10 protein-coding genes, 1 other RNA gene and 1 pseudogene are annotated in these 12,836 nt (G+C 64.0%); 5 read left to right on the forward strand and 7 right to left on the reverse strand.

Annotated elements, in window-relative coordinates:
• The first annotated feature begins 342 nt into the window (after positions 1-342).
• Complete coding sequence (locus ACIGFL_RS11975) at positions 343-882, forward strand: recombinase family protein (RefSeq protein WP_397497331.1); 540 nt, start codon at positions 343-345, stop codon at positions 880-882.
• 434 nt (positions 883-1,316) lie between these two features.
• On the opposite strand, the gene ACIGFL_RS11980 is transcribed toward ACIGFL_RS11975, so the two are convergent.
• The 4 genes and pseudogenes from ACIGFL_RS11980 to ACIGFL_RS11995 form a co-directional block, all read right to left on the reverse strand.
• Positions 1,317-2,363, reverse strand: a complete 1,047-nt coding sequence (locus ACIGFL_RS11980; protein ID WP_397497332.1) for a DUF2806 domain-containing protein — start codon at positions 2,361-2,363, stop codon at positions 1,317-1,319.
• 366 nt (positions 2,364-2,729) lie between these two features.
• An RNA gene (gene ffs / locus ACIGFL_RS11985) (signal recognition particle sRNA small type) lies at positions 2,730-2,826 on the reverse strand.
• A 103-nt stretch (positions 2,827-2,929) separates the two neighbouring features.
• Positions 2,930-3,709: a methyl-accepting chemotaxis protein gene (locus ACIGFL_RS11990; RefSeq protein ID WP_397497514.1), complete on the reverse strand. Its 780-nt coding sequence runs from the start codon at positions 3,707-3,709 to the stop codon at positions 2,930-2,932.
• Between the two features lie 78 nt (positions 3,710-3,787).
• Positions 3,788-4,564: pseudogene (locus ACIGFL_RS11995) on the reverse strand (MCP four helix bundle domain-containing protein); the annotation flags it as partial.
• 194 nt (positions 4,565-4,758) lie between these two features.
• Between ACIGFL_RS11995 and ACIGFL_RS12000 the strand changes: the two are divergent.
• From ACIGFL_RS12000 to ACIGFL_RS12015, 4 genes are all read left to right on the forward strand, one after another.
• Positions 4,759-6,366 (forward strand): esterase/lipase family protein, encoded by a 1,608-nt coding sequence (locus ACIGFL_RS12000; protein WP_397497333.1) that lies wholly within the window; start codon positions 4,759-4,761, stop codon positions 6,364-6,366.
• 127 nt (positions 6,367-6,493) lie between these two features.
• Positions 6,494-6,772, forward strand: coding sequence for an HU family DNA-binding protein (locus ACIGFL_RS12005; protein ID WP_021443254.1), 279 nt, complete (start codon positions 6,494-6,496; stop codon positions 6,770-6,772).
• A 161-nt stretch (positions 6,773-6,933) separates the two neighbouring features.
• A complete protein-coding gene (locus ACIGFL_RS12010; RefSeq protein ID WP_397497334.1) occupies positions 6,934-8,187 on the forward strand; it encodes a sel1 repeat family protein in 1,254 nt (417 codons plus the stop codon).
• Positions 8,187-10,520, forward strand: a complete 2,334-nt coding sequence (locus ACIGFL_RS12015; protein ID WP_397497335.1) for an EAL domain-containing protein — start codon at positions 8,187-8,189, stop codon at positions 10,518-10,520. The genes ACIGFL_RS12010 and ACIGFL_RS12015 overlap by 1 nt, the downstream gene beginning before the upstream one ends.
• A 22-nt stretch (positions 10,521-10,542) precedes the next feature.
• On the opposite strand, the gene ACIGFL_RS12020 is transcribed toward ACIGFL_RS12015, so the two are convergent.
• Genes ACIGFL_RS12020 through ACIGFL_RS12030 form a run of 3 tightly spaced genes read right to left on the reverse strand, consistent with a single transcriptional unit; the run spans position 10,543 to position 12,820 of the window.
• Positions 10,543-10,836: a copper-binding protein gene (locus ACIGFL_RS12020; RefSeq protein ID WP_397497336.1), complete on the reverse strand. Its 294-nt coding sequence runs from the start codon at positions 10,834-10,836 to the stop codon at positions 10,543-10,545.
• Between the two features lie 19 nt (positions 10,837-10,855).
• Positions 10,856-11,350 (reverse strand): plastocyanin/azurin family copper-binding protein, encoded by a 495-nt coding sequence (locus tag ACIGFL_RS12025; RefSeq protein WP_397497337.1) that lies wholly within the window; start codon positions 11,348-11,350, stop codon positions 10,856-10,858.
• Positions 11,351-11,407: 57 nt separating this feature from the next.
• The gene (locus ACIGFL_RS12030) at positions 11,408-12,820 is read right to left on the reverse strand and encodes a multicopper oxidase family protein (RefSeq protein WP_397497338.1); all 1,413 of its coding nucleotides are present in this window, start codon (positions 12,818-12,820) and stop codon (positions 11,408-11,410) included.
• Positions 12,821-12,836 lie beyond the last annotated feature (16 nt).

Genomic DNA, 12,836 nt, shown 5'->3' on the forward strand with positions numbered 1-12,836 from the left:
CAGATGCTAAGCAGAACGGTTCTTCACAGCCATAAATGAATTTTCTTGAAAATACGCACACACAAATACCTCTGATTCACACACGAGCGCCATATTCAACACACTCCAGACGAACGATGTATGTAACATTGAGAATCCCCAGGCTAAGAAAATCAGCTCTACGTCAATAGCGATTTGGAGATGCTGCCTAAGCCCTGCCGTAGTCAATTGAGTACACCCTCAAGCTCACAGCTCAGTGAATACACGCACCTTGATAGAGCCGTATTCATTAGGATTGCATTCGTGTAATGCATACAGTAGAGTTCGAGTCTCTAGAGGCTAATGAATACGAAGGGGTGTGAGATGGCACAGGTTGGATACGTTCGCGTTAGCTCGGTTGACCAGAACACAGAACGTCAGCTTGACGGCATCACCCTGGACAAGACATTCACTGACAAGGCATCTGGCAAGGACACACATCGTCCTCAGCTCCAAGCCCTGCTTGAGTACGTGCGAGAAGGTGACACCATCCATGTGCACAGTATCGACCGCCTAGCCCGCTCCCTAGCCGACCTCCTCAAGCTGGTGGAAGACCTGAATACCAAAGGTGTACACGTCCGCTTCCACAAAGAAAATCTTGAGTTCACTGGGGAGAACAGCCCCATGCAGAAACTCATGCTGAGTATGATGGGGAGCTTTGCCGAGTTTGAACGTTCGATGATTCGTGAACGTCAGCGGGAAGGAATTGCCAAGGCGAAGGAGAATGGCGTGTACAAGGGGCGTGCCAAGTCAGTTGACGACGATGCAATCCGCACCCTTGTAGTTAGTGGTGTGTCATTCCGTAAAGCTGCTGAACAGCTTGGAGTGAGCTTGTCTAGTGTGCAACGAGCAATGAAAGCATAATAGCCTCTACAGACCCCTAGGAGCTCCGTCAAGGGGCTTCTCTCGTTTCTGGCTACATAGGGTAGTGCATCTTTCAAGCGTTGCACCAGCAGCCGCCTAGACACCATAGCGGCATAACTTATTTTGAAAAAGCCCAGCTCCAGACTACCCCCTGTCTTGCACGGTTAAGCACTTCTCGCTTTAAGTCAGCGCTCCAGGGGAAGCCCCTAGATTATTTTCCAACCAGCTCCATAGACCCCCCACCCTATGCAAGATCATTTTTCGGCGGGAAATGGATTTACACAGGGAGAGTTGTCTCCTCGCACACGTATGCAGTCTCTGATACCCTCGCCCACCGCACACTCGACCACTTGACCATCGCGTTTTTTGGAAGGAAACAAAAAATCGGGCTTAAAACCTCCATTTAAGGAAGAACTATGAAATTGGATCGAAACTCAGGCGGCAGGATCACCCGATAATGGTTTAACAAACCTCTCATTGAAATAGTTCCCCTCCTCTTTGCCCGTCGGCACAAAATCTGCAATCTTTACAGTCGAAACTTGCTGAGAAATTAGCCTTGCTACCTCCTCTACATAGTCAAGATCAGCACTTACACCCGACAACCTAAATACTTCCATACCTAATGGGGTAACTGAGTAAGCTGGGATACTAATCATCTTCGAAGCGTCGGAGTCTTCAATAATAATAATTTTAGCCCCCGCAAACATATAGTTGACATATCGATCAGAAGCCCTGGACGAATACTGCATTTGCAGACCCAAGGATTCTACCCCAGCAATCAACCCGAGATTCTGCAACAGCAAGAAGTCTTTAAAAACAACCCCCTTAGACTTATAGAAATCCTCAAGATTCTTTGCAATTGCGTTTGTAATAACGAACCTAGCAACTCTCTCGATGACCTCTGCCTCCCCCCTGGACAGGCACTTTAAAAACTCCAGAGTTCTCATTGAGTAGGTTCCAGGCTTCTTCACCTCGCCAGCAAGAACCTTTCCCCATAAAGCCTGCAACTCTTCCGACGAAACTCTCCCTGCATACTCTCTCCAAGCAAAAATCCAGTCTCCATCTATATCTTCATCAACCGAATCCTCAGCACCAGATGAAAGCTCTGTCTCTGCGTACATAATCGCTTTTGCTACGTTTATCTCTCTTTTAACTGACTCAGACTTTGCGGCTGAAACAGCCAAATCAACGACACTTATATCTCCCACATCTGGCTCAATTTTTTCAAAGGCATCGCCAACTCTGCCTCTATTATCCGCAAGCAGCTTAACGCTACCATCCGAACAGTACACAGCCTCCCCGGAAGCTATTTTCTTCACATCTAGCTCTGTTTGAGCAATTAGGAGCATTTCAGCTCGTCTCGTTTGAAGTCGTTGCTTATCAAGACGCTGCTCATGCCATGGCCGCAGTATTCCACCAATACCTTTATCGACCAACGACTCCCACATTTTTATGATTAAATCTTCGCCCAGCATTTTCATGGATCCCACCGGTGCTCAAATCAAGGTCAGAGTCGGAGTTTCTTCATCGCTATCCGTGCATAGCCTCGCCGTCGCAATCACTTTTCCGGACTGGAAACTCAAACCAAATCAAAAGGCCACTATACCGCGACAAACAAGAAAGCCAATCTCCCCAGAACGGCGAAATTGACTAGAGATGGACGGCATGGCACCTGTCACCGACGCTGTGGCACGGCTAAGCATTGAAGTGAGCTTGGAGAGGAGAAATTCTGTCGACTAGAATGCCCAGCATGGTGCACCACTCAGGTGTACCTAAACGCTGTTCCACTCTTCGATTTTTGGCGAGAAAAGTCTTTTAGAATTAAAGACTTAGAAACTGGAGGTGGACCCCACCAGCCACACCCCGGCACTCGATGTCACCGCTGCGGCTGCTCCCTTCCGGGCCTGACCGGGTTCACGGCTGATCAATGCGAGGGGACCGGCAGGGCCACCATAACGCTGCCCGCCTGGCGACGGGCCGCGCCATTGTAGCGACTAAACGCAAAGTTACAACCGCTTCAATCACTTAGATTCGTCGGTTGCCCTATTCAGACACGGAAACGGCCCACCAGCTGGGCCAGCCCATGGGACAGCTCGGACAGGTGTCGGCTGGCGCGGGTGCTCTGCTCCGAGGTCTGCGCCGCCTCGTTGGACAGGTCGCGGATATCGCTGATATTGCGCGCGATCTCCTCGGTGACGCTGCTCTGCTCCTCGCAGGCGGTGGCGATCTGCGCGGCCATGTCGTTGATGCGCTGCACCGAATCGCCGGTGACGCTCAGCGCCTGGTCGACCCCGGCGGCCTGTTCGACGCTCTGCCGCGCCCGCGCGCTGCCCGAATGGGTGGCCTTGACCGCGTTCTGCACGCCGACCTGCAGGCGCTCGATCATCTGCTGGATGTCCTTGGTCGATTCCTGGGTGCGCGCCGCCAGGGCGCGCACCTCGTCGGCGACCACGGCGAAGCCACGACCCTGCTCGCCAGCCCGCGCCGCCTCGATGGCGGCGTTGAGCGCCAGGAGGTTGGTCTGCTCGGCGATGCCCTTGATCACCGCCAGCACCGCGCCGATGTTGGCGGTTTCCTGTTCCAGGGTCTGGATGGTGTCGGAGGCGCTCTCCACCTCCTGGGCCAGCTGGCGAATCGAATGGATGGTGGCGCCGACCACCTCGGCGCCCTCGCGCGACTGCACCTCGGCATGGCGTGCGGCATCGGCGGCGTTCTGCGCGTTGCGCGCCACCTCATGCACCGCCGCGCTCATCTCGGTGGCGGCGGTGCTGACCTGATCCACCGCGGCATGCTCGCTGCTGATCAGCCGATCGTTGGCCGCGGCCATGCCGGCCAGGCTCTGCGCCGAGTCGGCCACCTCGCCGGTGACCCGGCCGACTTCCTTGATCAGCGGCTGCAGCTTGTCGAGAAAGCGGTTGAAGGCATGGCTGAGCTTGCCCAGCTCGTCCTTCGACAGCACGTCGAGGCGCACCCGCAGGTCGCCGTCGCCATCGGCGATCTGCTCGATGCGGTACAGCAGGTTGTGCAGCGGCCGGGTCACCAGCAGCGGAAAGCCCAGCACCAGCACCAGGCACACGCCCAGGCCGATGGCGATGATCAGCCCCTGCTGCCAGGCCAGTGCCTCGCCGCGGGCGATGGCGGCGGTGCCGACCGCGTTGGCGGCGCCATCTTCCAGCTCGCCGAGCTTGTCGATGGCGGTGCGCGCCGCCTCGAACTGCGCCTCGCTGTCGCCGAAGCTGAGCCGGCTGGCGCCGTCCGGATCGCTGGCGGCCAGTTCCAGCACCCGCTGCGAGGTGGCCTTCCAGCGCTCGAAACCGCGGTCGAACTCGGCCACCAGCGCCAGCGCCTCACTGCCCGGCTGCATGTCGGCGAACCTGTGCACGCGGTCGTAGGCCTGCTGCAGGTTCTCGGCATGGGCCGCCTTGAGCCCGGCGACATGCGCGCTGGCGCCTTCGCCCAGCAGGCTGCGCTCGGCGACGAAAGCCTGATAGAGGTCGCGGTCGGCGTTGAGCAGCAGGCTGATGGCGGGCAGATGGCGGTTGGTCAGGGTGGTGCTGGATTCGGCCACCTGGGCGATGCCGCGCATGCCGAGCACGCCCATGGTGACCAGCAAGGCGGCCAGCAGCAGGATGGGCAAGGCGATTTTCCAGCGAAAGCCGAGGTCGCCGAAGGCGCGCAACATGATGGCACTCCGGCACTAGCCAGGTACCAGTAGCTTAGACGAGGCGCACCGGCGCACCGCCCGGCCGACCAAATGCCGCGACAAGCCGCGGCTTTCGGCTAGCCTTGGCTGGCACCCCGCGCAACTCGTCGCATCCCGCAGTCCGGCCCTGATGAGCAGTCCCGAGGCACGCGCGCACCCGTTCAGGAGCGCCCATGGCCAACCCGCACAGCCCCTTCCACCCGATCATCTACGTGCGCGGCTACGCCATGACGCCCGGCGAGATCGACCAGACCAGCGCCGATCCCTTCTGCGGTTTCAACCTCGGCTCCACCGTGTACCGCGCGGTGGCGGAGAAGACGCGTCAGCCGCGCAAGTTCGTCTTCGAGTCGCCGGTGATCCGCCTGGCCTCTGAGTTCGGCTACCAGGACGTGTACGAGGACGGCTACGACATCCTCGACCCGGAATGGGCGGCCAACCCGGACAACCGCATGGGCAGCCGTTCGATCATCGTCTACCGCTACTACGACGAGGCCTCACGCCTGCTCGGCATCGGCAGCACACCGAGCCTGGAGGTGTTCGCCGGCAAGCTCGGCGAGCTGATCCTCAAGGTGCGCGAGCTGGTCTGCGGCAACCCGAAGAACGCCATCGCCGCCACGGACTTTCGCTGCTACCTGGTCGCCCACTCCATGGGCGGCCTGGTCTGCCGTGGCCTGCTGCAGAACCCCAAGCTCGACCCCAAGGGCGCGGCGAAGCTGGTGGACAAGGTGTTCACCTACGCCACCCCGCACAACGGCATCGACCTGCTCGGCATCAATCCGCCGAGCTGGCTGAGCCTGAGCGACATCAGCAATTTCAACCGCGAGCGCCTGGCCGGCTTCCTCGGCCTGGAGGCCGCCTACCAGGCCACCGAGCGGGTCGACTGGCTGCCCGAGACGCGCTTTGCGTCCAAGCGTTTCTTCTGCATGGTCGGCACCAACCGCCTGGACTACGAGGCCGGCCTGGGCCTGTCGCGCACCTTCGCCGGCCACGGCAGCGACGGCCTGGTGCGCATCGACAACGCCACCCTGTGCGGCCTAGACGCCCAGGGCAAGCCGGGCGCGCCCTGCGCCAAGGCCTTCGCCTACCGCGCGCATTCCGGCTACTTCGGCATAGTCAACAGCGAGGAGGCCTACCAGAACCTCAGCCGTTTCCTGTTCGGCGACGTGCGCGTGGACATCTGGGCCGAGGTCGACGCCATCGCGCTGCCCAAGGAGCTGCGCAAGGCCGAGGCCCAGGGCCAGACGGTCAACGCCCTGTATCAGTTCGAGGTGCTCGCCGCGCCGCGCGGCAAGCTGTGGTACCTCAGCCGGCGCACCGCCGAGGAGGACTCGGTGGCCTGCCTGGCGCACCAGCACTGGCTCAAGGCGCCGAAGCAGCACGGCAAGCTGTACCTCGGCAGCCTGTTTCTCGCCGACCGCGCGCGGGTCAACCAGCGGCGCAAGGGCCTGGCCTACACCCTGACGTTCAACGTGCGGGTGCCGGACTACGAGGTGGAGCGCAAACTCTGGGTCAACCAGCACTACGAGGGCAGCTACCTGTTCCGCAACAGCCTGGTGCTGGAAATCACCCCGCCCGGCGCCGCCGGCGGCGACTGGCAGGTGCACCACGCCTGGCAGAACCAGGGCGTGCATGCCGCCAACCAGGCACTCGGTGGCACCCTGCAGGCCGACGGCAGCCTGGAAATTCGCCTGCCCTTCGACAGCGCCAGCGAGCCGGGCATCCGCGGCCAGCTGCGCTTTTTGCTCGCCCGCTGGAACCAGCAGCCCGGAGCCGACGACTAATGCCAGTTCACCGCCGCGCCCGAGCGCCGGCTTTTGTGCTAGCGTTCCCCCGCTTTCGGCCACAGCGCCCGGGCCAGAGAGACCCGGCACCGCGGCCGAAACCCTCACCCGAAAATGGAGTTACATCATGGCAATCACCAAAGACCAACTGATCGGCGACCTGGCCGAGGCCATCGACCTGCCGAAGACCTCGGTACGCGCCCTGCTCGATCAGCTGGGCGAAATTGTCAGCGACGCGCTGGAAAACGACGGCGAGATCACCCTGCCCGGCGTCGGCAAGCTGAAGGTCAGCGAGCGCCCGGCACGCACCGGCCGCAACCCGCAGACCGGCAAGGCCATCGAGATCGCCGCGAAGAAGGTGGTCAAGCTGGTACCGGCCAAGGCGCTGACCGACGCGCTGAACTGAGTCCCCGCCGGCCGCGGCTGCCATCAGCCGCGGCCGACTCCCGCCCCTTCCGCCCTCCCCGCGTACACGCACGATCACCCTGTGCGGTTTTCGACTAGAGTGAACAGGCCGGCACGCAGACGCTGCCCGCTGCCTCGGCAGCCGTGAAGTTGGGGGGAACCGTGCGCACGCTGATCGCCTGTCTTTTCTGCCTACCCTGGTTGAGCGGCTGCTCGAGCCTGCCGCCGAAGGACGACCTGATCGCCAGATCGGCCGAGCTGCTGAGCAAGACCGGCGAGCTGATCAGCCAACAGGCGCAGAACCTGGGCAACTGGGGCGCCTCGCACAACAACGCGCAGTACGACCAGGAACTGGCGCAGCTGTTCGACCAACCCTATATCGCCCCGCTGACCCGTTACCTGAACCAGCATGGCAGCGACGCCAGCCGCGCCGAACACCTGCGCCAAGTGGTGGAAGAACGCCAGCGCCGCTGCCAGCAAGTCGCCAGCCGCTACGCCGAACGCGACAAGACACCCGCCACCCTGCAACAGATGCGCGCCAGCTACGGCGACTCCTGCCAGGAACAGATCGAACAGTTCGCCGCCCTGCTGCCGCCTGCCCGGCCAGGCACGACGCCGCGCCCCGCCGCCAGTAGCGCCCAGCCGCGCCCCCGCGACGCGTCGACAGCCGCGCCCGTCGCGAGCGGCATCGACCGCCAGCAGGCCAACGACTGCTACCTGCTGTTCACCATCAAGAACTACAGCCAGGCCCGCGACGCCTGCCTGGGGCCGGCCGAAGCCGGCGATGGCAAGGCGCAGTACAACCTGTCGGTGATCGCCAGCAGCCTCAAGCGCTACCCCGAGGCGCTGCACTGGGCGCGCCGCGCCGCCGAAAGCTCGCCCGACGGCCGCTACCAGCTCGGTCAGCTGTACCTGCGCGGCCAGGGCGTCGAGCAGAACCCGGCCAGCGCCCTGAACTGGTTCGAGCAGGCCGCAGAGCAGGGCCTGGCACGTGCCCAGTACCAGAGCGCGCAGATGTACCAACGCGGCCAGGGCGCCGCGCCGAACCCGAGCAAGGCCCGTCAACGCTTCGAACAGGCCGCGCGCCAGGGGCATCGCGACGCGCAGCTCGCCCTCGGCCTGCTCTACCTGCACGGCGAGGGCATCGCCATCGACAACGGCAAGGCGCGCGACTGGCTGCTGCGCGCCGCGCGCCAGGGCAGCGCCGCAGCGCAGTACCAGCTCGGCGAGCTGTATGCCGAAGGCCGCGGCGTGGCCCCCGATGCCGCGTCCGCCTTTGTCTGGCTGAGCCTGGCCCGGGACAACGGCGAGCCGCGCGCCGCAGCCAGGCTGCAGCAGCTGCGCGTGCAGCTCGACGACGGCCAGATCGCCCAAGCCCAGCTGCAGGTGCGCCGGGCCCTGGAGCAGCAGCGCTGATGCTCGCCCTGCCCCGACTGCCCGGCGTGCCGCTGAAATCCTCAAAGCAACTGCTGATGCTGCTGGTTCTGCTGCTGGTGGCGCTGTTCATCGCGGCTATGTGGGTGATGTCCTCGCTCAACCTGGACTTCTCCCAGCGCGCCATGGCCGAGCTGCGCCGCGGCCAGATCGAGGGCAGCTTCTACGCCAACCTCGGCCGCATCAACGGCCACCACCGGCGCATGGAGCAGCACACCGAGAACCTCGCGCGCATCGGCGAGCTGCTACAGCGCAATGCGCTGGCCGACGAACTGGCGGCGCAGCTGGAGCAGAAGCTGCGCGATTTTCCCGATGCCTTCGGCGTCGGCCTGTGGTACGAGCCGGGGCGTTTTCCGGCGCTGGGCGAAGCCCCCGGAATCTATGCCCACTGGAGCGCCGACCGGCGCATCGAGGTGCGCCGCCAGGCCGGCGACCCACGCCGGCAGGACTGGTACCGCAGCCTGCTGCCCAGCGAGCAGGATCGCAGCCAGGCCCTGGCCGAACCGCTACTCTGGAGCGCCGCCTACTACAACCCGCTGCCGGATGCCGCGGTGATCACCCTGGCCACCCCGCTGCACGACCGTCGCGGACGCATCATCGGCCTGGCCAGCAGCGACTGGCGCAGCGAGGACGTGGTGCGCCTGATCAGCGACATCAAGCTCACCCCCAACACCTTTTCCTTCCTGCTCGACCGCGACAACCGCAAGCTGAGCAGCCTCAGCGAGCAGGAAGACACGCCGGCCGCGCAGCGCATCATGGACGCCATCCTCGCCGAGCAACTGGCCCGCGCCGCCGCGCCCGGGGCGAACGGCGGCGAACGCGCACCGCTGTACAGTCGCGAGCTGCAGATCGACGGCGAGCGCTATGCCCTGCTGTTCGCCATGACCCGCGCCAACATGCTGTTCGGCCTTGGCGTGCCGCAGAACGAGATCGACGCGGTGCTGGCGCCGATGCGCCAGAGCAACTACCGCATCCTCGCCGTCACCGGCCTGGTGCTGCTGGTGCTCGGCGCCCTGCTGCTGCGCCTGATCGCCAGCACCATGCGCCAGCTGGAGGCGTCCTACACCGACCCGCTGACCCAACTGCCGAACCGCGCCCGCCTGCTGCTCGACCTCAGGCGCACGCCGCGGCCGAGCCTGATCCTGCTCAACCTGGACGCCTTCAAGGAGATCAACGGCTTCTATGGCCACGCCTGCGGCGACCAGATCCTCCGCCACCTCGGCGCGCACCTGAGCCAGCACCTGCGCCTCGACGCTGGCCAGGCGCGCCTGTACCGCCTGACCGCCGACGAGTTCGCCGTGCTGCTGCCGCGCCACAGCGGCGAGCAATTGGAGGCGCGCATGGCCGAGCTGGGCGCCTTTATCCAGCGCCAGCGCCTGGACTGGCAGGGCCAGGAGATCGGTTTCAACGCCACCCTCGGCGCCGCCAGCCTCAGCGCCGACGAGGCGCGCCAGGGCCGCGACAGCCTGCTCGCCTCGGCCGCCATCGCCCTCAAGCTGGCGCGCCTGCAGCAGAAGAACCACCTGCTCTACGACCCGGCGCTGAAGATCCGCGAGGAGTACGAACAGAACCTGCTGTGGGCCAACAAGGTCAAGGCGGCGCTGCAGGACGACCGGCTGCTGCCCTATTTCCAGCCGATCCACGACAACCGCAGCGCCAGCATCGACAAGTTCGAGTGCCTGGTGCGCATGCGCGACGACGACGGCCAGGTGATCAACCCGGGGCGTTTTCTCGGCGTGGCGAAGAAGATCCGCCTGCACCGGCAGATTACCCGGGTGATGCTGGACAAGTGCTTCGAGCGCTTTCGCGAGCTGCCCTACGAATTTTCCCTCAACCTGTCCTACGAGGACCTGATCGACCCCGAGCTGAGCCGGGCGATCAAGCTCAAGCTGCAGCAGAGCGGCATCGGCCCGCGGCTGATCTTCGAAATCCTGGAGTCCGAGGGCATCGACAACTACAGCCAGGTGCGCGCCTTCATCGACGAGGTCAAGGCACTCGGCTGCCGCATCGCCATCGACGACTTCGGCACCGGCTACAGCAACTTCGAGCACCTGCTGCGGCTCAACGTCGACCTGATCAAGATCGACGGCAGCCTGATCCGCCAGCTCGACAGCGACCCCGACGCCTACGCCGTGACCCAGGGCATCGTGCAGTTCGCCCGCAGCCTGAAGATGCAGACGGTGGCCGAGTTCGTGCATTCGGCGGCGGTGCAGGAGAAGGTGCTGGCCCTGGGCATCGACTACTCCCAGGGCCAGCATATCGGCATGCCGCAGGCGCAGCTGCAGACCGCCGTGGCGCCGCAGTCACAGCGCTGAGCGAGGCTGCGGCAGATCGCGGCTACTCGACTACCTGCAACTCGGTGACGATATAGCGGTTGCCTTCCTGGCGCGCCTGGAAGCGCACCTGATCGCCGGCCTCGACGCCCTCGAGCAGACTGGCCGGCTGCACCTCGAAGACCATGGTCATCGGCGGCATGCCGATGCTGGCGATGGGACCGTGGCGCAGGGTGATCCTCTGCGTGGCGGCGTCCACCTTGCGCACCTCGCCCTGGCTCAGCGGCGCGGGGTCGGCGGCCTGCAGCGGCAGGCTGAACAGGGCGGCCAGGGCCGCGATCATCAGTTGCTTCTTCATGCGTGTTTCCTCTCTTAGGTCAGTCGGCCAGCACCTGGATGGTGCCAACCATGCCGGCCTGGTAGTGGCCGGCGATCAGGCAGGCGAAATCGAATTCGCCGGCGCGGTTGAAGGTCCAGATCATCTCGCCGCTCTGCCCCGGCGCGATGTGGGCCATATAGGGCTCGTCGTGCTGCATGCCGGGAAACCTGGCCATCAGCGCGGCGTGCTCGTCCAGTTCGGCGCGGGTGCCGATGACGAATTCATGGAGCATCTGCCCGTCGTTACGGTGGACGAAACGGATGGTCTCGCCCTGCCTGACCTGTAGATGGTCCGGGGTGAAGCGCATCTGGTCGGTCATGCGGATCTCGATGGTGCGGTCGACCTGCGCCGCATCGCCGGCAATGCCCCAGGGTTTCTGCTCCTTGATCGTCGCGGCGGCCTGATGGCCCTTGTGCGCCTCGCTGTGGGCCAGCGCCGCCGGGCTGCCCAGTAATCCGCCCAGGGTCAGTACCAGTAGCTGTAGTGATTTCATCGATCCATTTCCTCAAATTGCGTTATGGCCGGGCGGCACATGCCAACCCGATCCCCGTCAATGCCCGGCATGCCCGCCCGGCTTGCGTACCTGCACTTCCACCGGCGTCTCGAGCGGCTGCTTGAGCGGCATCGACTGGCCGCCGCCGTCGTGCGAGCGGCTCGGGCTGGCCAGTACGCCCTTCCACTCATGGGCCACAGTTCCGGCCGGATGCCTGAACCAGCCGGGGTCGCGGTAGTCGCCGGCGGCCTGCTCCTTGCGCACCTTGAGCATGGTGAACATGCCGCCCATCTCCACCGAGCCGAACGGACCGTCGCCGGTCATCATTGGTACGGTGTTGTCGGGTAGCGGCATCTGCATTTCCGCCATGTCGGCCATGCCGCGCTCGCCCATCACCATGTAGTCCGGCACCAGCTTGGCGATCTTGCGGGTCATGTCGCGGTGATCGACGCCGACCAGGGTCGGCACGTCGTGGCCCATGGCGTTCATGGTGTGGTGGCTCTTGTGGCAGTGCAGTGCCCAGTCGCCCTCCTCGTCGGCGATGAACTCGAGCTGGCGCATCTGCCCCACCGCCACGTCGGCGGTCACCTCCGGCCAGCGCGAGCCGACCGGGGTCGGCCCGCCGTCGGTGCCGGTGACCTCGAACTCGTGACCGTGCAGGTGGATCGGGTGGTTGGTCATGGTCAGGTTGCCGACGCGCAGGCGCACGCGCTCGCCCTGGCGCGCCACCAGCGGGTCGATACCGGGGAACACGCGGCTGTTGAAGGTCCAGAGGTTGAAGTCGAGCATCTGCATGATCTTCGGCGTGTAGGCGCCCGGCTCGATGTCGTAGGCGCTGAGCAGGAAGCAGTAGTCGCGGTCCACCTCGCTGATCAGCGGATGATGCTCCTTGGGGTGGGTGACCCAGAAGCCCATCATGCCCATGGCCATCTGCACCATCTCGTCGGCGTGCGGGTGGTACATGAAGGTGCCGGGGCGACGGGCGACGAACTCGTAGACGAAGGTCTTGCCCACCGGGATCGCCGGCTGGGTCAGGCCCGCCACACCGTCCATGCCGTTGGGCAGGCGCTGGCCGTGCCAGTGGATGCTGGTGTGCTCGGGCAGCTTGTTGGTGACGAAGATGCGCACCCGGTCGCCCTCCACCACCTCGATGGTCGGCCCCGGCGACTGGCCGTTGTAGCCCCACAGGTGGGCCTTGTAGCCGGGCGCCAGCTCGCGTACCACCGGCTCGGCGACCAGGTGGAACTCCTTGACGCCGTTGTTCATCCGCCACGGCAGGGTCCAGCCGTTGAGGGTGACCACCGGGTTGTAGGGCCGCCCATTGTTCGGCTGCAGCGGCGGTTGGGTGTCGGCGCTGGCCTGCAGCACCGGCTCGGGCAGGGCCGCCATGGCCACCCGGCTGACCGCCGAAGTGGCCACCGCAGCGCCGATGGCGCCGGCCCCGAGAAAGAAATCGCGTCGTGAAACCATCTGGGAATTTCCTTGT

It is taken from the genome of Pseudomonas sp. NPDC077649, from assembly GCF_044542855.1.
In the GTDB taxonomy this organism is placed as follows: domain Bacteria; phylum Pseudomonadota; class Gammaproteobacteria; order Pseudomonadales; family Pseudomonadaceae; genus Aquipseudomonas.